The organism is Sphingomonas sp. MA1305 (assembly GCF_016107325.1).
In the GTDB taxonomy this organism is placed as follows: domain Bacteria; phylum Pseudomonadota; class Alphaproteobacteria; order Sphingomonadales; family Sphingomonadaceae; genus Sphingomonas.
The window spans coordinates 779149-800997 of the sequence record NZ_RCVT01000001.1 but is presented as its reverse complement, the minus strand read 5'-3'; the positions used below and the strand labels follow the sequence as shown (position 1 = coordinate 800997).

Annotated in this window: 16 protein-coding genes and 1 riboswitch; of the genes, 4 read left to right on the top strand and 12 right to left on the bottom strand. The window is 67.6% G+C overall.

What is annotated here, in order from left to right:
- Positions 1–10 precede the first annotated feature (10 nt).
- Genes D9601_RS04080 through D9601_RS04065 form a run of 4 tightly spaced genes read right to left on the bottom strand, consistent with a single transcriptional unit; the run spans position 11 to position 4795 of the window.
- Positions 11–1615 (bottom strand): hypothetical protein, encoded by a 1605-nt coding sequence (locus tag D9601_RS04080; protein WP_332837890.1) that lies wholly within the window; start codon positions 1613–1615, stop codon positions 11–13.
- Complete coding sequence (locus D9601_RS04075; protein WP_198352621.1) at positions 1612–2625, bottom strand: AAA family ATPase; 1014 nt, start codon at positions 2623–2625, stop codon at positions 1612–1614. Before D9601_RS04075 ends, D9601_RS04080 begins: the two co-directional genes overlap by 4 nt.
- A 6-nt stretch (positions 2626–2631) precedes the next feature.
- A complete protein-coding gene (locus tag D9601_RS04070; RefSeq protein WP_198352620.1) occupies positions 2632–4143 on the bottom strand; it encodes an XrtA system polysaccharide chain length determinant in 1512 nt (503 codons plus the stop codon).
- 16 nt (positions 4144–4159) lie between these two features.
- Positions 4160–4795 carry an XrtA/PEP-CTERM system exopolysaccharide export protein gene (locus tag D9601_RS04065; RefSeq protein WP_232473806.1) on the bottom strand — a complete coding sequence of 212 codons (636 nt, stop codon included), beginning with the start codon at positions 4793–4795 and terminating at the stop codon, positions 4160–4162.
- 169 nt (positions 4796–4964) lie between these two features.
- Here D9601_RS04065 and D9601_RS04060 point away from each other — a divergent pair, with 169 nt between their 5' ends.
- Positions 4965–5405, top strand: a complete 441-nt coding sequence (locus D9601_RS04060) for a DUF4879 domain-containing protein (protein ID WP_198352619.1) — start codon at positions 4965–4967, stop codon at positions 5403–5405.
- Here the strand turns inward: D9601_RS04060 and D9601_RS04055 are convergent.
- Together D9601_RS04055 and D9601_RS04050 are read right to left on the bottom strand one after the other, a co-directional pair.
- Complete coding sequence (locus D9601_RS04055) at positions 5398–6627, bottom strand: pyridoxal-dependent decarboxylase, exosortase A system-associated (RefSeq protein WP_198352618.1); 1230 nt, start codon at positions 6625–6627, stop codon at positions 5398–5400. The genes D9601_RS04060 and D9601_RS04055 overlap by 8 nt on opposite strands.
- A complete protein-coding gene (locus tag D9601_RS04050; protein WP_198352617.1) occupies positions 6624–8117 on the bottom strand; it encodes an AMP-binding protein in 1494 nt (497 codons plus the stop codon). Before D9601_RS04050 ends, D9601_RS04055 begins: the two co-directional genes overlap by 4 nt.
- An 84-nt stretch (positions 8118–8201) precedes the next feature.
- Between D9601_RS04050 and D9601_RS04045 the strand changes: the two genes are divergently transcribed.
- From D9601_RS04045 to D9601_RS04035, 3 genes are read left to right on the top strand one after another with little or no spacing between them, the layout of a single operon-like run.
- Complete coding sequence (locus D9601_RS04045; RefSeq protein ID WP_198352616.1) at positions 8202–8474, top strand: acyl carrier protein; 273 nt, start codon at positions 8202–8204, stop codon at positions 8472–8474.
- Between the two features lie 53 nt (positions 8475–8527).
- The gene (locus D9601_RS04040; protein ID WP_198352615.1) at positions 8528–9184 is read left to right on the top strand and encodes a hypothetical protein; all 657 of its coding nucleotides are present in this window, start codon (positions 8528–8530) and stop codon (positions 9182–9184) included.
- On the top strand, positions 9172–9936 hold the full coding sequence (locus D9601_RS04035; protein ID WP_198352614.1) for a hydrolase 1, exosortase A system-associated: 765 nt from the start codon (positions 9172–9174) through the stop codon (positions 9934–9936). The genes D9601_RS04040 and D9601_RS04035 overlap by 13 nt, the downstream gene beginning before the upstream one ends.
- 94 nt (positions 9937–10030) lie before the next feature.
- On the opposite strand, the gene trxB is transcribed toward D9601_RS04035, so the two are convergent.
- The 6 genes from trxB to D9601_RS04005 all read right to left on the bottom strand — a co-directional run bounded on the left by trxB (position 10031) and on the right by D9601_RS04005 (position 21792).
- Positions 10031–10999: a thioredoxin-disulfide reductase gene (trxB, locus tag D9601_RS04030; RefSeq protein WP_198352613.1), complete on the bottom strand. Its 969-nt coding sequence runs from the start codon at positions 10997–10999 to the stop codon at positions 10031–10033.
- A gap of 136 nt (positions 11000–11135) precedes the next feature.
- Positions 11136–14213, bottom strand: a complete 3078-nt coding sequence (locus D9601_RS04025) for a TonB-dependent receptor domain-containing protein (RefSeq protein WP_232473804.1) — start codon at positions 14211–14213, stop codon at positions 11136–11138.
- A 260-nt stretch (positions 14214–14473) separates the two neighbouring features.
- Positions 14474–15523 carry a threonine aldolase family protein gene (locus D9601_RS04020; RefSeq protein WP_198352612.1) on the bottom strand — a complete coding sequence of 350 codons (1050 nt, stop codon included), beginning with the start codon at positions 15521–15523 and terminating at the stop codon, positions 14474–14476.
- 51 nt (positions 15524–15574) lie between these two features.
- A riboswitch (SAM-I-IV-variant riboswitch) is annotated at positions 15575–15689 on the bottom strand.
- Positions 15690–15724: 35 nt separating this feature from the next.
- Positions 15725–18238 (bottom strand): TonB-dependent receptor plug domain-containing protein, encoded by a 2514-nt coding sequence (locus D9601_RS04015; protein ID WP_198352611.1) that lies wholly within the window; start codon positions 18236–18238, stop codon positions 15725–15727.
- 184 nt (positions 18239–18422) lie between these two features.
- Positions 18423–19271, bottom strand: a complete 849-nt coding sequence (locus D9601_RS04010) for a tyrosine-protein phosphatase (protein WP_198352610.1) — start codon at positions 19269–19271, stop codon at positions 18423–18425.
- 67 nt (positions 19272–19338) lie between these two features.
- Complete coding sequence (locus D9601_RS04005; RefSeq protein ID WP_198352609.1) at positions 19339–21792, bottom strand: TonB-dependent receptor; 2454 nt, start codon at positions 21790–21792, stop codon at positions 19339–19341.
- Positions 21793–21849: the final 57 nt, after the last annotated feature.

The window sequence follows — 21849 nt, the reverse complement described above, 5'->3', positions numbered from 1 at the left end:
CTGCCCCCGATCAGAACGAATAGCGCGCGGCGACCTGCGCCTGCGCGGACCATTGGGTGTCCAGCGCCGGCAGATCGAAGGCATAGAGCCCTGCCGTTGCGCTGGTGGTGATCCGGCCGAAGCTGCGACCGTAGCTGGTCGTCGCGCCATAGGACCAGACGCCGGCGTTGCGGACCGCGCCCGGCTCGTAATAATTGACAAAGACGTTGGCGTCGATGTTCGACACCGCAGTCAGCGTGCGGTTCCAGAACAGCTGGCCGTAGACGCTCTGATCCTCGACCCCATAGAGGGTCACGCCCTGCACCGTGTCGGGATCATACAGCTTGCGATTGGCAAAGCCGACGCCGCCGCCCCACGTCGATCGGCCGCGGGTCGCGGACAGCACCGCATCGATGCCGCGGGCGCGATAGCTGGCGGTGGTGATCGACTGGAAGACGTCGTTCAGGCAGCCGCCCGGCGTCGACCCGCGGGTCGAGAAGATGCAGCCGTTATATTGCTGCGTATAGGCGTCGCGGGCGGAGATGAAGCTGGTCGGCAGGTTGGATAGACCGGTGCGCAGCTGCTGACCGAAGGTCGTCACCGAATCGTAGACGTCGGCGGCGAAGCCGACATGTTCCGACGCCTGATAGGTCATCAGGCCGGTGTAGCTGACGGAACCGTAACGCTTGCCGACATGCGCTTCCGCCGACAGGCGACGGTTTGGCCGCCACACGACACCAGCGTCATAATATACGCCATCGGTGCGATAGGCGATGCGTCGCGGCGAGCGCTCGTCGGTGACGTAGCGGCCGGCCCCGTCCAGCGCCGGGGCGCCGGGTGAGGTGAACAGGGGCGACCGCTCGCTCGTCTCGATCTTCTCGTAACCGACACCCGCAGTCAGCGCGACATAGGGCGAAACCGGCGCCAGCACGTCGCCGCGCACCCGCCAGGAGTCGTAACGCGCGTCCAGCTGGCCTGCATCCTCGCGCTGCCAGCCGCCGCTCAAAGTCGCGCCGATCGGAGCGACATCGCCGGGCTTCACCGCCACCGCGATGCCCGCGACCTGTCCGAAACTATCGTCATAATAGTCGAGCCGCGGCGAGCCCCCCGGAATGCCCGTGTAGGTCGGCACCTTCACCTTGGTATAGCCTGCCATATAGCTGGCGACGACGCTCGCCGGGCCGGCGTGGGTCGCGTAGCTGGGGCCACCATAAACGGCGTAGATCTGGCTGACGTTGACGTCGTTGACGGTGATCACGCCGGGTGCGGCGCCGCGAATATCGGAGCGCGCCCGCGTCGCCAAGCCTCCCGCCTCCAGGCTTAGGCCGCGGGCAAGCTGCGCGGAGACACGAGCAAGGCCGTAGTGGACATCGTCGTCGCCGACATTCTTGTCCCAGGAAAAGCGGCGTTCGTAGCGATACGACAATTGTCCGGCGACCCGCTGACCAGTCGAGGCGACATCGACGCCGGCGGCAAGGCTGGAATAGGTCAGCGTATCGTCGTTGGTGAGGTCCGAGACGAGCACCTGGCCGATCTCGATATAGGGGGTGACCGCGACGCGGCCGCGCTGTTGTGCCTCGGCGCTCCCCGCGACCGCGAGCGACGCGACGCTGCCAAGCAGAAGGAGGCGGATCACTTGCCGATCTCCTGGCCGTAATAGGTGCCGAAGCGCTGCGCGCCGGGTACGAAGGACATGGCGTTGAGGACGAGCGCGATATGGTCGCAGGCGTCGAGCCGCTGCACCGCCTGCTTCAGTTCGCTTTCAGGCGTGTGGTCGGCGCGGACCACCAGCATGACCTGGCCGACCAGCATCGCCAGCACCGCGGCGGGCGAGGCGGCGAGCGCCGGCGGCGAATCGAACACGACGATGCGGCGTGGATTGGCCTCCAGCAGCCGGGCGATCACCGCACGCGTCCGATTGGAGGCCAGCAGCTCCGTGTCCGTCGCGGTGCGCGTACCCGCCGGCAGGATCGACAGGCCGCCGACATCGGTGCGGATCACAAGCTGTTCGACGTCGAGGTCGCCGTCCGCCAGGGCGTCGAGCAGGCCCGGCGTCTCGGCCAGCCCGAGTTGCGCCAGCACGTCGGGCTTGGCGAAATCGGCATCGACCAGCAACACCTCGGTATCGCGCTCCGCCGCCATCGACAGCGCCAGATTGATCGCGCTGAACGTCTTGCCGTCACCGGGACGCGCCGAGCAGACCAGCACCGTTCGTGCCTTGTCCGGCTGGCCATCGCGGGCGATGCGCTCGCGCGTGATCAGCAGCTGTCGCTTTATCAGCCGGAACTCTTCGGCGAGCGGACCGACCGGGGCACCGGGCACGATCATCCCCGCCTCGGCCAGCAGGCCGCGGTCGATCGCCGCAATATCGGAGAGTTCGGGCGTATCGTAGAAATCGTCGGGCAGCTCGTGCCCGACCGGGGCACGCAGTTCCTCCGGGATGGCCAACAGCGTCGGCGAATTGAGGTCTTCGACCATCGCGGGCTCGACCGGCAGCGGCTGGACCGGCAACGCAGAGGCCGCGCCGGGTGTCTCCACCCCGAGCGGCTGCCGCGCGCGAAGGTGGGACCCGAAGTCGTAGACCTGCGCCGCCCGCTCGAGCAGCGAGCTGGACCGCGAGGACGGGTTGGGAGTGGGTGTCGCCATAAGGGATCAGGCCGCCATGCCGCGTTGCAAGACTTCGACACAGAGCAGCAGAACGAAGGCGCCGCCCAGGCCCGCCGTGCCGCCGAGAAACAGCTTCAGTCGTTTCGCCCGCAAGTCCGACTGGGCGCGGGTCACCACCTCGCCGATCGATCCGATGACGCTCATCCCGGTCGCCTTCTCGAGCTGGGCCGAGGTCGCGAAGGTCGCGCGCAGCTGCCCCATCAGGAACGCCGCGCCGATGCCGGCGGCAAGACCCGCGATCAGCACGCCAGTGAGCAGCAGCATGCGATTGGGCGCGGTCGGCGTCCGCGGCATGGTCGGCGGATCGATGACGGAGAATTTGACGCTGTCGGTCTGCGTTTGCGCCTGGCCGCGCATCGCGATCTGCTGACGCTGCGCGAGCAGCTGGTCGTACTGGTCCTTCAGCACCTGATAGTCGCGATCGATCTGGCCCTGCTGCGCCGCCACCTCCGGATCGCCGGCCAGCTTGGCGTTGAGCTGATCGAGATCGCTCTGCAATTGCGCCTTGCGCATCCGCAGCGAGGCGACCGTCGACTGCTTGTCCGCAACCATCGATTGCAGCGACAAATAGAGCGGATTGGGCGTGCCGCCGCCCGCCGCGCCGGCCGGTTCGCCGCGCGCCGCGGCCTGCGCCGAGGCGAGCTGGCGCTTGAGCGCGATGACGTCGGGATGCTGATCGGTATAGCCACGCGCACGGGCGTCGGCGAGCTGGCCCTGAATCGCGGCAAGCGCCGCTCGGGCCGGACCGCCGGTGACGCCGCCGACGCCGGGAATGGTCTGGGCGGTGCCGGCCATCTGCCCCTGCACGGCGGCGAGGCTGGACTGCGCCGCGGCGAGGTCACTGTCGACCTGCGCCATCTGACTGCGCGCAGCGCCGATCCGATCGCTGACCGTGCCGGTGCCGGGCAGCGAGCCCAGATACCGGTTCTGGAAGTCGGCGCGCTTGGCTTCTGCGTCGGTCAGCTGGCCCTGCAACTGGTCGAGCTGCTTGTTGAGGAAGCTGAGGCTCTGGCTGGTCTGGCTGCGGTCCCGGCCGAGATTTTGTTCGACGAAGATGTCGATCAGCTTCTGCGTGATCGCCTTCGCCAACTTCGGGCTGGAGGCGGTGGTGGTGATCTGGAAGAGGTTGTTCTGCTGGCTCTCGACCTTGATCGCGGAGGCGAGGCCGGCGACCCGGTCGGCGACGTCGCGATCGCTCGACACGGTGTTGGCGAGGTCGGTGCCGCGCACCACCTTCTCCAGATTGACCGCGGAGATCAGCGTCTGCCGAACGGTGTCGACGTCCTGCTGCGCCTGCGCCGCCGGCGCGTCCATCGTCGGCGGCAGGATCGATTGCATCTGTACGAAGACGCGGGCCCGCGATTCGTAGCGGCTTGGCATCTGGCTGACGAAGAACCAGCCGAGCACGCACACGCCCCAGGCGACGGCCAGCGCCAGCCAGCGTCGCGTCCAGATCGCATGCAGCGCCAGGCGCGCCTCGTCGTAGATGCCGTTCATCCCCGCCCCGGCTCCCTTAGAACATCGATTCGGGGATGATGATCACATCGCCCGGCTGCAGGCTGACATTGGCGCTCGAATCGCCGCGCTTCAGCAGGTCGCCGATCTGCAGCTTGTATTCGTGCTGCGCGCCGGACTCGCGGTCGTGGCGGACCAGCTTGGCCTTGTTGCCCGCGGCATATTGGTTGAGGCCGCCGACCGCGATCATCGCGTCGAGCAGCGTCATGTTGGCGCGGTACGGGATCGACGCCGGCTTCTCCGTCGCGCCGATGATCCGCACCTGCTGGCTATAGGTGCCGGAGAAATTCTCGACGATCACCGAGACGATCGGATCCTTCACATATTCGCCGAGCGCGCGCTTCATGTCGGCCGCTAGCATGGACGGCGTCTTGCCGACGGCGGGCATGTCGTTGACCAGCGGGGTGGTGATGCGACCGTCGGGCCGCACCTGCACCTTCGCCGACAGTTCCGGATTGCGCCACACGAAGATGTTGAGCGAATCGAGCGGCCCGATCACATATTCCTCGCCCGGCTGCTCCTTCGAGGCGACGTAGGTCGCGGCGGGCAGCGCGGGCCGGGCGTTGCCGCCGGAACACGCCGACAGCACCGTCGCCAGGCCGCCTAGCATGAGCAGGACACGAACGCGCACCATCAAACTCCTCCTGACCGTGACTGCACGTAAGGCTTGGGGTCCCTGCGCAGCCGGGGTTCCCCGGCGGCTATGCGGTTGGACAGGTGAAGATAGCGTTAGGAACGCCGTGCCCGTTTTTGCAGCGGTTTCCGCTGTTTGTCCGTAAGTCGACGGCGCGGTAGGAGATGGCATGCGGATCCTGCCCCTCACCCTGCCCCTCGCCCTGATCGTCTGCACAGCGCCCGTCCTGGGCCAGGCTGCGCCCCCGTTGACCGGCGTCGTCGTCGCCTCCGTCGCTTCACCGGCGGGGTTGGAGCAGATCCAGGCGGATCAGCCGGCGACGCGGCGACACCATGCGCCGGGGCCGGTGACGGTGGTCGTGCACGAGACCGGCATTGGCGGCAGCCGCGTGACGCTGATCGACGGCGAGGCGCGGCAAATCCCCTCCTCGACCAAGCCGCTGTGCGGGCCGCAGCTGGCGGCGGGCGCGTGCGGGCCGGGACAACCGATCGCGGGACTGGAGGTCAGCTACCGGCTCGGCCGCATCGCTCCCGGCCAGACCTTCACGTTCCGCGACCGGTCGGCGGCCAGCGCCGGCGCGCCGATCGAGACGCAGATCACGATCAACTGAGCGGCGCGACGATCTCGTGCGCGGGCGGGTGGCCGAGGAACGCCGTCGGGCTCGCGCTGGCCCCATAGGCACCGGCGAGGAAGACCGCGATCAGGTCCCCCACCTCCGCCGCCGGCAGCGCGACTTGGTCGCCGAGCCGATCGAGCGGGGTGCACAGCGGCCCGACCACCGATACCGTCTCGGCCGCCGGCGCGCCCATGCGATGTGCCAAAGCGAGCGGATAGTTGCGGCGCACCACCGTGCCGAAGTTGCCGCTGGCGGCGAGCTGATGGTTGAGGCCGCCGTCGGTGATCAGGAAGGTCTCGCCGCGGCTGACCTTCCGATCGACGATGCGGGTCAGATAGACGCCGGCCTCCGCGACCAGCCAACGGCCCAACTCGATGGCGTAACGCGTGCCGGCCGCGGTCAGGGCGCTCCGTTCGACCGCCTCCGCCAGCGCGGCGCCGACCCTCTCGATGTCGAGCGGCGTGTCGCCGACGAAATAGGGGACGCCGAAGCCACCGCCGAGGTTGACCAGCGGCGGCACCTGCCCCGCCTCGTCGGCCAGCCGTTCCGCCAGCGTCAGCGTCGCGGCCTGCGTCTCGATCACCGCCGCGGCATCCAGCGCCTGACTGCCGGCGTAGATATGAAGCCCTCGCCAATCGGCGCCGGCGGCGACGATGGAGCGGATCAAGGCCGCAGCGCGGTCGGCATCGACGCCAAAGGGCGATGGCCGGCCGCCCATCTTCATGCCGGAGCCGCGCAGCTCGATGTCGGGATTGACCCGGACGGCGAGCCGGGGCGAGCGGCCGAGCCTGTCGCCGAGAGTCAGGGCGCGCGCAGCCTCACCCTCGGATTCGACGTTCAGCGTGACCCCCGCTCGGATAGCGGCGGCGAGTTCGTCGTCGCGCTTGCCGGGGCCGGCGAAGCTGATCGCGGCGGCGGGCTTTACCGCGAGCGCCCGGTCGAGCTCCCCGGCGGAGGCGACATCTAGGCCGTCGACCAAAGGCGCGATCCCGGCAAGCAGCGCCGGCAGCGGATTGGCCTTGATCGCGTAATGGAGGTCAATCTTCTCGAAGTTCGCGCGAAAGCGACCAGCCCGCGCAGCGACAACGGCCAAATCGTATACGAAAAGCGGTGTATCGCCGGCGGCTGCGACCCAGTCGTGCGTCGGCCGGCCGGCGATAGATAACTCGCCGGATTGACTGGCAAATTCAGGAGGTAGCGGGCCGGTCGGCTTCATGCCGTCACCTCGGACCGGATGGCGGCGCGGTCAAGCTTGCCGTTGGCGTTGCGCGGCAGCTCGGCGCGCCAGAGATAGGTCGTTGGCTGCATGAAACTGGGCAGCAGGGTGCGCAATCGGGCACGCAACGCCGCCTCGCCCGCCGGGTCGCCGGCAAGCATCACCGTGATCACCTGGCCGAGCCGCGGATCGGGCACGCCGACCGCGACCGCCTCGCGCGCCTCGCCGCCGGCAAGCACCGCGTCCTCGATCTCCAGCGGGCTGATGCGGTTGCCGGCACTCTTGATCATCTCGTCGTCGCGACCGACGAAGCGGAGCAGGCCGTCCGCCCCCTCGACCACCGTGTCGCCGGACCAGACGGCGGTACCGCCGCTCGCCGACCAATTCGGCGCGGGACGGAAGCGCTGCGCGGTCCGCTCCGGATCGTGCCAATAGCCCTGCGCGACGAGCGGGCCGGCGTGGACGAGCTCGCCCGCCTCCGCCGTGGCGGCACGCTGCCCGTTGGGGCGGACCACCATCACCTCGGCAAAGGGGATCGCCCGCCCCATCGCGTCCGGATGGGCGTCGATCAGCGCCGGGTCGAGATAGGTCGAACGGAATGCCTCGGTCAGGCCGTACATGGCGTAGAGATCGGCCTGCGGCAGACGCGCGCGCAGGCCGCGCACCAGCCGCTCGGTCAGCGCGCCGCCCGAATTGGTCAGCCGGCGCAGCGTCGTCTCCGCCGGCCAGTCGACCTCCAAAAGCTGCACCCACAAGGGCGGGACGCCGGCGAGCGTGGTGGCGCCGACGCGGGCGACCGCCTTCACCACGTCGCGCGGCGCGAGATAGTCGAGCGGCGCCACCGCCGCTCCCGCCGCCCAGGTCGAGAACAACTGGTTCTGGCCATAGTCGAACGACAGCGGCAACACGCCGAGCACCCGGTCGTCCGGCGTCAGGCGGAGATAGTGCGCCACGGCGATCGCGCCGAGCCAGAGGTTGGCATGGCTGAGCATCACCCCTTTCGGCCGGCCGGTCGAGCCGGACGTGTAGAGGATCGCGGCGAGATCGGCCGGATCGGCGCTCGAACGACCGGGGCCGCTGCCGGTTGTCGGAACCTCTCCGTCCGCGACCGTGCGGCAGCCGGACGGCAGGTCGCCCGCCTCTAGTGTCGCGACGCGCGCCGGCTGGGTGACGAGCAGCGTCGCGCCGCTGTCGGCGAGTATGTGCGCGACCTGCGCACGGCGCAGCGCCGGATTGACTGGCACGTGGATTAACCCGGCCCGCGCTGCGGCGAGCGGCATCAGGCACGCCAGCGCGGTCTTGGGCAGCCAGGTCGCGATGCGTGCGCCCGGCGCGAGCCCTTGCCCGTCCAGCCAGCCGGCGATCGCGGCGACCGCCGCCTCGCATTCGGCATAGGTCCAGTGTCGCTCCCGCTCGATGAGTGCCGGCGCATCCGGTGCGCCCCGCAGCAGATGGTCGATAGGAAGCGGAACGGGATCAAGCGGCACCATGTTCGCTCCATAGCGCCTCCCCGTTGCCGAATTCACCCCCAGCCTCTACCGAGTGCGCGATTGCAACGGATCGGGGCGGAACGCGTGCTTCCAGAAGGCTATAGCCAGGTCGAGTCGACGGTACGCAGCGTATTGGGCGACGTGCTCGGCCTGTCGCGCGAGCGCGCCGAGGCGTTCGAGGCGAATACGCCACTGTTCGGCGCGCTGCCGGAACTCGACTCGATGGCGGTGGCCGGGGTGCTGACCGAGATCGAGGACCGGCTCGGCATCCTGATCGAGGACGATGAGGTCGACGGCGACATGCTCGAGACCTTCGGTGCGTTGGTCCGCTTCGCCGCGGACAAGGCGCTGGTCTGAGCGGAACACCGCCCCGCATCGATCAATACGCCTGGTCCGGCGGGCGCGAGGCGATGCTGCGCTTCGGACCCGATCACGGCCCGGTCGCGATCCTGACGCTGCCCTTGCTGGACGAGGCGAACCGGACGCGGCGACTGGCGGTGCGGATGCTGCAGCGACTGGCGGACCATGGAATCGGCGGCCTGCTGCCCGATGTGCCGGGTCAGGGGGAAAGCCTTGCCCCGCTCGCCTCGCACCGCATCCTGGCCGATGCGCTGGCAGCGCTCTCCCAACGCTGTCTCGCCGAGGGAAGGCGCACCTATGGCATCGGCATCCGCAGCGGCGCGCTGCTCGACTCCAGCGCGAAACACACCGGCCGCTGGCATCTGACGCCGCAGACCGGCGCCGAATTGCTGCGCGAATGGCATCGGCTGTGGCTGGCAGCCGGACATCGCGGATCGCAGGAGGCGATGAGCGCCGGCGATGCGCCGGTGGAGATCGCCGGCCATCGCGTGCCGGTGGCATTGCTGGCTTCGCTGATCGACGCCCAGCCCGCCGCGCCGCGAGATCGGACGTACCGCGTGGTGCGGCTGTCCGGTGACACCCGCGTCGCCGACCGGCTAGTGGAGGCGGCGCCACCTTGGCGACGCACCGAGCCGGGCGACGACGTCGCGCTGGCGACGCTGCTGGCCGACGACATCGCCACCTGGATCGCCGCATGCGAAGCGTGATCACCTTTGTCTGCGCGGGCGAGACGCTGTTCGCCACGCTGGATGCGGCGCCGGGGACGACCGGGCTGCTGATCGTGTCCGGTGGCAACGAGATCCGCGTCGGCGCGCATCGCGGCATGGCGCAACTGGCGGCCGCCGTCGCCGCGACGGGGCATCCGGTATTCCGCTACGACCGCCGCGGCGTCGGCGATTCGGGCGGCGTCAACGGCGGCTTCCTGTCGGCTGAGGCCGATCTGGCCGGTGCGGTCGCCGCCTTCCGGTCGGCACAGCCGCAGATCGGAACGCTGGTCGGCTTCGGCAATTGCGACGGGGCGACGACGCTGGCGTTGTTCGGCAGGGCGGCGGGGATCGATCGCGTGCTGCTCGCCAATCCCTGGGTCGTCGAGGACGCCAATGATGGCCTGCCACCGCAGGCGGCGATCCGGGCGCGCTACGCGGCGCGGCTGCGCGACCCGGCGGCCTGGTGGCGACTGGTGTCTGGCGGCATCGATGTGCGCAAAGCCGTCAGTGGCTTACGCAAGATTACCACGCCTGCCGCGGAGACGGGTCTGGCCCGCCGCGTAACCGCGGCAATCGGCGACTGGGGTGGCAGTGCGCACATACTGCTGGCCGAGGGCGATGCGACGGCGATCGCATTTCGTGCCGCCGCACCCGAGGTCGCTGCAGAGATGGTGGCGACGGCATCACACAGCTTCGCCCGCGACGGCGATCAGGCCGCGTTGCTTGCCGCGGTGTTGCGGGTCCTGCGTTAGACGCGCGCTAGCCTGCCGTTCCAATCAGCGACAGGGTCGGGGTCGGCGCCGGGCCGCATGGCGCCTGCCCGCCGACGCCCACCCGCCCGCGCCCTCACTCCGCCGCTTCGGCCATTTCGGCGAACTCCGCCGCCGCCAGGAAGCGTTCGGCGTCGAGCGCCGCCATGCAGCCGGTGCCGGCGGCGGTGACCGCCTGGCGATAGACCTTGTCGGCGACATCGCCGCAGGCGAAGACACCCGGCACGCTGGTGCGGGTCGATCCGGTCTCGACAGAGATATAGCCGTCGTCGTCGAGCGCGAGATGGCCGCGGAACAGCTCGGTCGCGGGATGGTGGCCGATCGCGACGAAGCCGCCATCGACGTCGAGCCGCGAATCCTCGCCGGTCACCGTATCCTCCAGCTCGAGCGCCACCAGACCGCTGGTGCCGCCGCCGTCGACGAACTCGCGCACTTCCTTGTTCCACAGCACCGTGACGTTGGGATGCGCGAACAGCCGCTCCTGCAGGATGCGCTCGGCGCGCAAGGAGTCGCGGCGGTGGATCAGCGTCACGTCGGGCGAATGGTTGGTCAGGTACAGTGCCTCCTCGACCGCGGTATTGCCGCCGCCGATCACCGCGACCTTCTTGCCGCGATAGAAGAAGCCGTCGCAGGTCGCGCAGGCGGACACGCCCTTGCCTTTCATCGCTTCCTCGCTGTCGAGGCCGAGCCACTTGGCCTGCGCCCCGGTGGCGATGACCAGTACCTCGCCCTCATAGACATCGCCGCCGTCGCCGATCAGGCGGAACGGGCGGCGGGTCAGATCGACCTCGACGATCGTGTCCCACATCAGCCGGGTGCCGACATGCTCGGCCTGCTTCTGCATCTGCTCCATCAGCCACGGCCCCTGGATGACGTCCGCGAAGCCGGGATAATTCTCGACGTCGGTGGTGGTGGTCAGCTGGCCGCCCGGCTGGATGCCCTGCACGACGATCGGCTGCATGCCCGCGCGCGCGCCATAGATGGCGGCGGAGAGGCCGGCCGGGCCGGAGCCGAGGATGAGCATGCGGGTGGTGTGGGTGGTCATGGATGTTTACCGCCAGAAAGGGATTCGCCCGCCGATCTAGGGGATCGGCGGGCGAATTTGAACCTCCACTGCGTGGCGGGCGCCACCGGCGTGCAAGCGGAGCCGGCCGCCCGCCTTCGCCGGTCGCGGCCGGTGTCTAGAACCGAGCGTTGAACCCGACCGCGATCTGTCGGCCGAGCAGATCATAGCCGAACATCGTATTGCTGTGCAGCAACCCGAGCAGGCTGCGCGAATCCGGCACCAGCGGCGGATCGCGGTCGAACAGATTGTTCACCGACACGCTCAGGCCGAAGCGCTTGGCGACGTCGAAACCGATCGACAGATCGATGTAATCGTAGGTCGGCACGCCGGTGTAGAAGGCGCGGCGGTCGGTGCTGTCGAACGGCAGGCCGGCCGAGGGCGCGGCATTGTAGGATATCGTCATCGGGCCGATGTGCCGCCAGTTGGCGGAAACGTGGACGATGTGGTCGGGCGTGTCCCAGGTCGCGCGGAGGCCATGCTTCCATTTGGGAAGGCTCTCGCCGCAGAACGGCCCGTAATAGCCCACGCAGTTCGTCGCCTTCGCATCCGGCGAAGCCTGCGAACCCGCCAGGGTGGTCAGCGATCCGTTAAAGGACGTGTCGAGCGAGCCGAACCGGCCAAGATGCAGCGTATATTGCGCCTGGAAATCCCACCCGTGCGACTTCGACTTGTAGCCGTTCGTAGTGCCTTGCGCGAAATAGCCGCTCGTCGGATTATTCGCCGCCACGCTGTAGAGCGTGTAATTGCCGGGATTGCGCACGACGCCGCGGCAATAATAGCTGAGTCCCGTCGACAGGCAGCCATTGAGGAAGTCGTTCGCGGCGATGTAACTGATCGAATCGTTCAGATCGATCAGGAACCGGTCGGCCGACGCGGTCAGCCCCTTCAGGAAGCGCGGCCGGAGCACCACGCCGAACGTCTTGGTATAGGCGGTTTCCGGTTTCAGACCGAAGCCGCCGTTGCGGATCGTGCAGGTCTGGTCAGGGCAGTTGAGCGAGGCGCTGTTGTACAGATTGTCCGGCAGGCCGGTGCGGCGGCACTGGATCAGCGTCGCCGTTGCCGGCAACCGGGCGTTGGGATCGGACGAATTGGGATCGGGCGTCGAGGCGCAGGGATCATTGCGCGACCCCGCCGTGGTGTAATCCACGGCATAGGCCTGCACCGCCTCGATCACCGTCGGCGCGCGCTGCGCCTTGTTGAACGACCCGCGGAAGCTGATGTCGTCGATCGGCGCCCAGATGCCCTCGATCTTCCAGGTGCCGAACGAGCCTTGCAACTTGTTGTATTTCGATCGGCGATAGCCGCCGTTGAGCTGAAGCAATTGCGTCCAGCTGCGATCCTCGATCAGGGGCGCCTGTACTTCGGCATTCGCTTCCCAGACGTTCTGGGTATAGTTGCTGTCGGTGCCGCCGTTGGTGGCGCGATATTGCGCATCCGCGTTGCCGATGAAGCCCTCATCGCGGAATTCTCCGCCGAACGCCACGGCGACGCCCTGTTTCGCCAGTGGCGAGGTGATGCCGTATCGGCCGAGGTCGCCGTTGATCACCAGCAACCCCTGCCACATGCGCGAGATACTGCCCGATGATCCGTCGACGCTGGTGAAAAGATAGCGATTCGCCGCGGCGTCGTTGTTGAAGGGAATGAAGGCGTTGAACGGCACGCAAGCCTTGTCGGTCCCATCAATCGCCGCCACGCAGGTCGGCGTGCCGTTGACGTTGACGACGTTCAACGAACGGTTGACGCGATTGAAATCAGGGTTGCCGGGATAGATCTGGCGGTTGGTGTTGCGCGAGTATACCCCGGCAAGATCGTAGCTCCAGACATCGTCCAACACCTTGCCGCGCACGCCGGCGACGACCCGCATCCCCTTATTGACGAACCGCGTCTGGACAAGCGGCAGGCCGTCGAACCGGTAGCGCAGGTCGAGCGGGACCAGACCCGATGTTTGTGTGCCGCAGAGCGCAGTTCGCTGCGACGAGGACAGGAACGGATTGTCGCAATTAACCTGGAACGGCGTCGAACCATACGCCGAATAGGAGTAGATGCGGTTGGGCAGCGCATTATACGACTGATCGCGATAGAAGAGCGCGTTGGCGTACAATTCGACGTGATCGTCGAGCCGGGCAGTGAGGAACCCGCCAGTGTTGATCCGGTTGAAATACCGCTGAAAAGCGATTTCGTCATAGGGATTGGCGACGGTGCCGGGACCGGAATTCCACGGCACCAGCGTCCCCGAGCCGTTGGGATTGTTGACGAGCGTGGAGCCGACACCGATACCGCCCGGCACGATCGTACCGACCGGGGTGTACGTGCTGCGGGTGCAGGTCAGTGCGCCGGTGCTGACCTTCTGCGTGACCTCGCATGCCCCATTGGACCGGTCGCCGATCCCGATGCTCTCGGACGCGCGATAGGCCACGAAGCCGGTGATGTTCACCGCGCCGTTGAACAGCGTCTTGCCCAGTGCCAGCGACAGCGATGCGCGGCCGCCGTCATTGGTCATCCCGCTCCGCGTCGGAAAGGAGGCACGCGTCGCCGCCTCTGTCACCGCATCGGGACGATTGTCGTGGTTGTAGAAACTATAGTTGCCGGTCAGCGCGATGCCGTCAAAATTCTTTTTGAGGATGAAATTGACGACGCCAGACACCGCGTCCGAGCCGTACACCGACGAGGCACCGCCGCTCAGCACGTCGATACGCTCGACGAGCGTGTTGGGAATGATGCTGACGTCCATGCCGTTCTGAATGCCGAGGCGCAGCCCGTCGACGAGCGTCAGCGTTCGCTCGAAGCCGAGGCTGCGCAGCTTGATGCGTTGCCGGCCATCGGAGTCAGCGTAGTTCTGTTCGGAATTGGCCTGAACCTGCGGCAGGCGGTTCAAGACCTCCTCGATAGTGGTCGCGCCCTGGGCGGCGATCTCCGCTGCCGTGGTCGTGGTGATCGGGGCGGCGGAATGGTTGTTCGGGCGGGTGATGCGTGTGCCCGTCACGATGATATCGCGCGGATCGGCGGCGATGATCGCCTTGTCCGCTTCCGAGCGGAGCTTCGCCTCGGCGACCGGGTCGCCGACGGTGGGCGCCGCCGTTTCCTCGTCAACGGACCGGCTGCCGGCGGGTACCGTCTGGGTCTGCGCTAGGGCTGATGACGCAAAAAGTGTCATCAGGCAACAGCTCGACGTCAGCAGCATCTTGTAAGTCATGGATTGTCGCCCCTTCCCTGTTGGGGGAGCGCATCAGATTGCTGGCTCAGCCAGCATAATTCCCATCCGCAAGCGCCCGCCCTTCAAGCTATCCGGCAAAGCCGGACGACCCGTCGGCGATTATCTGGCGAATCGTCCCTTCACGCTCCCGCCTTTGAATTTCCATCCGATTTCGACATATATCAATATCTATCCATCATCGTTCTGTCAGGAAAGGACTTTCTAGAGCGAAAAGGCTCATTGGTATGGAACACGGGCGTTCAAACAGGCTCACTCACCAGCGCCGCCGCACGGATATCCGCCGCCAGTTGGTCGACGCGGGCGGGGTCGGCGTCCCAGGCGAACATGAAGCGGGCGCCACCGCCGATGAAGGTGTAGAAGCGCCAGCCCTTGCCGCGCAGCGTCTCCAGCACGTCCTCCGGCGCGGCGAGGAAGACGGCATTCGCCTCGACCGGGAAGATCGGCGCGATGTCGGGCAGCCCCTCGACCGCCGCAGCGAGACGGCGTGCGCAGGCATTGCCGTGCGCCGCGTTGCGCAGCCAGGCTCCGCTGTCGAGCAGGCCGACCCAGGGCGCCGACAGGAAGCGCATCTTGCTGGCGAGCTGGCCCGCCTGCTTGCAGCGATAGTCGAAATCCTCGGCCAGCGCGCGATCGAAGAAGATCACCGCCTCGCCCACCGCCATGCCGTTCTTGGTTCCGCCGAAGCACAGCACGTCGACACCGGCACGCCAGGTGATCTCGGCCGGATCGCAGCCGAGGCTGGCGCAAGCATGGGCGAAGCGGGCGCCGTCCATGTGCAGCTTGAGGCCGAGCTCACGGCAGGTCGCCGACAAGGCGCGTATCTCCGCCGGGGTATAGACCTGACCGGTCTCGGTCGGTTGGGTGATCGTCACGACGCGCGGTTTGGGGAAATGGATGTCCGACCGGCTGGTGGCGAGGCTGCGCACTGCCTCGGGTGTCAGCTTGCCGCCGGCGGTCGGCGCGACGAGCAACTTGGAGCCGTTGGAGAAGAATTCGGGGGCGCCGCATTCGTCCGTCTCGACGTGCGCCGAGGCGGCGCAGATCACGCTGTGATAGGATTGGCAGAGCTGCGCCAGCGCCAGCGAATTGGCGGCGGTGCCGTTGAAAACGAAGAACACCTCGCATTCGGTACCGAACAGGGCGCGAAAGGCGTCGGAGGCGCGCTCAGTCCAATGATCGTCGCCATAGGCGGTTTCCGAACCGGGATTGGCCGCGACCATCGCGGCGAGCGCGTCGGGGCAGATGCCCGCATAATTGTCGCTGGCGAATTGCTGGGGTGCGATGGTCACGTTCGGTCCTCCTGTGGCGAAGGAGTCGTGACGACGCGTCGGTATGCGGCTGCTAGTCCCGTTCGTTGCCGGTCCGGCCACATCCTCCCCCCGTGTCCGGGGGAAGCACCACCTTGCCGGGAGGGCAGGTTGGTGCCGGGCGTCGGCCCGACTCTTGATGTCTGACCGACGCCCTATCCGTTCATGTCCGTTTCGGCAAGCTCACCAATTGAGGCCGGCGCGCGCGTAGAGGTAGCGGCCATTGAAGCCGAACGGCGAGAAATACGGGAAGCCCAGCACGCCGGTCGAATTGTTCGCCGCCGCGGTCGCGCGCGGATAGACGTCGAACAGGTTGCTGACGCCAAGGCCGATCTGCGCGCCCTTGGGAGCCGAATAGCGGACCTCGAGGTCGGTGATCGCGCGATTGCCGGTCAGCACGTCGGCGGAGGCGACGGTACCCGGCTGGTTGACGTTGCCGTAATAGGTGACGCGGGCCAGCGCACCCAGCTGACCCAGCGACCAGTCGATCGTCCCGGTCACCTTCTCGCCGGGCGTCCCCTCCTCCAGCGTCAGGATGCGACTGCGCGCGAACAGCGTCGGCGCAGGATTGAGCGTCGCGGTGCTGGTCGGCACGCGCGTCACGTCGATCGTGTTGATATTGCCGGCGAGGGTCAGGTCGAACGTCCCCGCCCCTGCCGTCGTCGCACGATAATGGGCGACCGCGTCGATGCCCTTGGCGGTGCTGGCAAGACCGTTGATGAAGAACCGCGCTGCCGAGACGCTGTACGGCGCGAGCAGGCCGGCGACCTGGGTGCTGAAGGTCGACTGGATATTCTCCGACAGGCCGATCTGGTCGCGGATATGGATGCGATAGGCGTCGACGGTCAGGTCGAAGCCGCCGCGGCGGATCACCGTGCCGACCGACAGGTTGCTCGACTTCTCCGGCCGCAGCGGCAAGCCGCCGAGCGCGGTGCCAACCGCGCTGACCGACGGGAAGGTCCCGGTCTGGATCGGCACGCCATTGGTCACCACCTGCGCGGTCTGGGTGAAATATTGCTGCTGCAGCGAGGGCGCGCGGAAGCCGGTGGAGGCGGTGCCGCGCAACGCGAACCAATCGGTGAAATCGTAACGCGCCGACACCTTGCCGGTCGCGGTCGATCCGAAGTCCGAATAATCTTCGCCGCGCCCGGCGATGCCGACCAGGAACTTGTCGGTCAGCTGCGCCTCGACGTCGAGATAGATGCTGCCGCTGCGCCGCCCGCGCTTCACCGCATTGTCGGCGCGGAACCCGCCGAAGCCCTGCGCGCCCGGCGCCGAACCGGCGACCCCGTCGGTGGTGCCGGTGGGATAGCCATAGGAGGCCGGCTCGCCGGCGCTGATCTTATAGCCCTCGCGCCGCCCTTCGACGCCGAAGGCGACGTTCAGCGACTGGAAGACATCGAACTTGCGCGTCACGTCGAGGCCCGCGACATATTGGTCATAGGCGACCTGACCGTCGTAGAAGTTCTTCGGCGTCGCAGACCCATAGGCGTAATTGGCCGAATTGAGCGTGCGGAAGTCGACGGTGTTGCGGCCGTAGCTGAACGACAGGTCGACGTTGTAGCCGCCGAAGTCGCCGCGCAGGCCGGCGGCCGAATTGATGTCCTTGGTCTTGGTGTTGATGATCGGCAGGAAGCCGTTCGGGTAGTAGCCGGCGAGCGTGATCTGGCGGACGGTGTTGGCGCTGGCATTCGTCGCGATGATGCGCGGGAACGCCGCGCTGCGCGTGTCGCGGTCCTGGTAGCCGCCGAAGGCGTAGAGGCTGATGTTGTCGGTCAGCGAGGTGCCGGCGTTGACGAAGCCGGTGTACTGCTCGACCTCGGGATCGCCGTAGCGACCCGTCACCTGCGGCACCAGGACGCGGCGATCGATGTCGGCGCGATTGGTCGGCTGGCGCTTGGTATATTCGCCCGACACGGTGATGAAGCCGTCGCTGCCGAAGCCCAGGCCCTGCCACGCCGAGGCGGTGACGACGGGTTCGCCGTTGACGCTGCGGCGGTTGTTCGCCGTGGCGAAGTCGGTGTTGTAGAAGCCGTAGGTGACGCTGGCGCCGCCGCCGGAGCGCGCCTCGCGCAGGCGCAGGTTGACGACGCCGGCGATCGCGTCCGAACCATATTGCGCCGAGGCGCCGTCGCGCAGCACTTCGATCCGGTCGAGCGCAACGGTCGGCACGGTGTTGAGGTCGACCGCCGCCGAGCCGCGGCCGACGGTGCCGTTGGTGTTGAGGTTGGCCGAGGTGTGACCGCGGATACCGTTGATCAGCACCAGGGTCTGGTCGGGCGACAGGCCGCGCAGCGTCGCCGGGCGGATCGCGTCGGTCGCATCATTGGCGGACGGGCGCGGGAAGTCGATCGACGGCGCGACGGTGGCGAGCGCCGCAGCCAGTTCGGTCGTCCCCTGGCGCTGCAGGCTGGCGCCGCTCAACACGTCGACGGGCGACACGCTGTCGAGCCGGGTACGGCCTTCGGCTCGGGTGCCGGTGACGATGATGTCGTTGCCCTCGTCGCCCGTGGTCGCCGCACCGGCAGCGGGGGCCGTCTGCCCCGCCTGGTCGTCGACGCGCGCCGATCCGTCGTCGGCCTGGCCCGGCTGGCCCTGCTGCTGCGGCGGCGGGGAGACCGTCTGCGCGGCGGCCCCCTGCGCGACAAGCGCCAGCAGCGAGGCGCCGAGGAGAGCGGTGGTGCGACCCTGTGTCATTCCCTGAAATCCTTTTATCGTCCCGCGCTCGCGGGCGGCGGGGCAACGCCCTTAGCCCCGCCCGGTTCGCACCGACGTCAAAGAATTTCTATGTACTAAGTGGGAATGCGTTTTTCCGTGCTGGCCAAGAGGCTTGCCCGGCCAAGTCCAGTCGGTAGTCGGGCTGCGACCGGCAAGACCGCTCTCATCCCCTGGTCAGGTAACGGTCACGCAGGCGCCGCACCGTGGCGGGGTCGAGGCCGAGCTGATCGCGCTGATAGGCGGCGAGGCCGCCGGGCCGCGCCGCGATCGCAGCGAAGGCGGCATCGAGATAGGCGGGCTCGACACCCATCAGTGCCTTGACCGCGTCGGCCGGCAAACGTTGCGTGAACGCCGCCGTATTGGGGTCCTGAGCCGCGGCGCGGGCGGGATCGAAATAGCGGTTGGAGAGCAGATAATCCTGCATCACCGTCGCGCGCGGCACGCCGAGCACGGTGAGGAGCAAAGCGGCCGCGACGCCGGTACGGTCCTTGCCCGCCGAGCAATTGACCGCCAGCGGCGCATGGCCGGCGGCGAGTTCGGCAAACATCCGGCGATACTGGCCGGCGAAGCGGAACGGGAGATCGGCATAGGTCCGCTGCATCAACGCCCGCGCCTTGGCGCCGTCGAGCGCGGGATCGGCGAGTTCGCGCATGGCCCCGCTCATGTCGTAATCGTCGGCAAACACCGCCGGAGCATGCCCCGTCGGCCAGTTGACCGGTGCCTTGGTCCGCTCGCGCGTGTCGCGCAGGTCGCAGACGGTGCGCAGACCATGTTGCGCAAGCGTCGCGAAGTCGGCCGGGGTCAGCGCGTTCATCGCGCCCGACCGGTAGATCAGACCCCATTTCACGATCCGGCCATCGGCAGTGCGATAGCCCCCGAGATCGCGGAAGTTCTGGCCGCCCTGCAGCGCGACCAGCCGCTCGTGCGCAACCGGAGCGGATGGGCCCGGGCGCGCGTCGACGACGCCGGCGACGGCAGCGAGGAAAGCAAAGGCGGTGGCGAGATGGCGCATGGTTGTCGTCCCGGTCAGGCTGAAGGGGACCGGCCGGACCGCACGGGCGGCGCGGCCGGTACAGGCGTCAGAAGCGGAGGTTGAGTTCGCCGCCGAACGTCCGCTGATCGTTGAAGAAGCCGCTGAGCCCCGATTGCGGCGCACCCGACTTCACGAACACATGCTGTTCGTTGAACAGATTGCGTGCCCAGGCCGAGACGGTGAGCTTGGTGCCGCCGGACAAGGCGATATCCGCCAGCGCCAGACGGCCGTTGAAGACCAAGCCGGCATCGCCCTTCGGCTGAGCATAGCGCACCGCGCGGGTCACCGGATCGTAGGTCGAGTCGGTATAGCCGGCGTAGAAGCCCGCAGCGTAATTGCCGTCGAGGTGGGCGCGCAGCACGACGCCGTCCAGCGGCACTTCATAGTCGATCGTCCCGCTCGCCGAATGGTCGGGCGTATAGATCTGATAGATCGGCACCGGCACGGTGATGAACACGCCCCCGGACTGCGGAAAGGGATTGATCGTCGCCGGGATCCGCACGTGGTTGTAGGCATAGCTGGCGCCGAGCGTCAGGCCCTGCGCCGGCACCAGCGTCAGCTCCGCCTCGATCCCCTTCAGCCGGCCGGTGCCCGGCGCATTGACCGTATTGGTCGTGGTGCGCGTCGTCGCGACGCGAATGCCGTTGACGACGTCTTCGTACAGGCCGCTGAAGTCGAGCTGGATGTTCTTATAGGTGCCGGCATAGACGGCGACGTTGAAGCGGCCGCGATTGTTCCAGAATTGGGTCTTGGCGCCGACCTCGAACATCGACACCGTTTCCGGGTTGAAGGCGGCGTAGTTGAGCGAGCGGGAATTGGCGCCACCGGAGCGATAGCCGGTGCTCCATGTGCCATAGACATGGACATCGTCGGCCAGGTCGACGGCGAGGTTGACCATCGGGTCGACCCGCGATTTGCTATAGCGCAACGGGACCGGCCCGGTCACGGTGACGCCATTGATCGGGATCGACGGCACGGCATTGTTGACCGTGGTCAGCGCGCCCTCTTTCTTGTCATGCGTATAGCGTGCGCCGAGCGTGAGATGGACGATGTCGCCCAGCGCCCCGGGCGTCCAAGTGCCCTGGCCGTACGCGCCGAGACTCGTGGTCGTGACATGGCTGGCGCGATCGATCGGCCGCGTCGCCGGGTCGAGCGTCAGCACGACATAGCTGCTGCCGGCCCCATCGGCGAAAGCGTTGGTATTGTACGCCTGCGCATTGTCGTTGACGCCTTCGCGGTAATAAAGCGCGCCGACCGCGAACTTCACTTCGTCGCCGAGCGAGCCGATCCCCTGCACTTCCTCGCTGAACTGATGCTGGGCGAAATAGGCCAGGCTGTAGCGGGAGAAGGGAAAGCCCGGATAGGCGACGCCGGCGATCGTCTGCGGCACGTTGAACGCGGCGGTCGGATTGCTGGACGTCACCGGCTGTTGCAGCCCCGGCGCGGCCGAACCGTTGTCGAATTGCCCCTGCGTCAGCCGGCGGAATGCGGTGATCGACTTGATCATCAGCGTCGGCACCGCTTGCCATTCGAGGTTGAGGCGCATGCCGCTGGTCTTGCCGATGCTCGGCTGTTGGGGCGAGCCGACCGGGGCGACGAGCTGGCGCGTCGACGACGGCCGCGCCACCGCGGCGAGCTTGTATGGCGCGATGGCCGGGCCGGTGGCCGTCGCGGCTAGGCCGGCACCGGGCGCGAGCAGCTGATTGTACAGCGTCGTGGTCGCATCATAGGACGTATCCACGGCATAATCGGCGGTGAAGTCCGGCGCGATCTTCCACAGCACTTCGGCATGGGCGCCGCGCTTGTCGAAAGCGTTGAAGTCGGACGCGCCCGCGAGCGGGTTGCGGACCAGGCCGTCGCGGCGGGTCAGCACGCCGTCCAGCTTGACGCTGATCCCGTTGGCTTCGGGCAGGTCGAGATGCACCTCGCCCTTATAGGCACCGTAATTGCCGAAGCCGGCGGTGGCGTTCATCTTGAACAGGCCGCTGGGCCGTTTGGTGACGATATTGACCGCGCCGCCTTCGGTGTTGCGGCCAAACAGCGTGCCCTGCGGCCCCTTCAGCACCTCGATATTGTCGACGTCGTACAGCGCGGCGCCGAGACCCTGTGGCCGCCCCTGATACACGCCGTCGATATAGATGCCGACGCCCTGGTCGCGCGCCGGCTGGTTGCTGTCCCCCAGCACGCCGACACCGCGCACGTTGACGATCAGCGCCCCCGGCCGCGAGAAGAAGGGCGCGACGCGCAGCGACGGAATGGCACCGTCACCGAGGTCGGTCAGCGACTGGACGTGGCGGTTGGTCAGATCGGCGGCGCCGAGCACCGAAATAGCGATCGGCGTCTTCTGCAGCGTTTCCGGCCGTTTCTGCGCGGTGACGATGATGTCGCCGAGCGCCTGTTGCGGATCGTCGCCCGCAGCAACAACGGATCCGCCGGTTTGCGCGAAGGCTGGCGCATAACCGGCAACCAGGATCGCGCCCGCGCACACGCAAGTGCGCATCCTGTTCTTGTACGTCACTGTCGTCGTCCCCCGATTGAACGGAGCCGCGCCTAGACA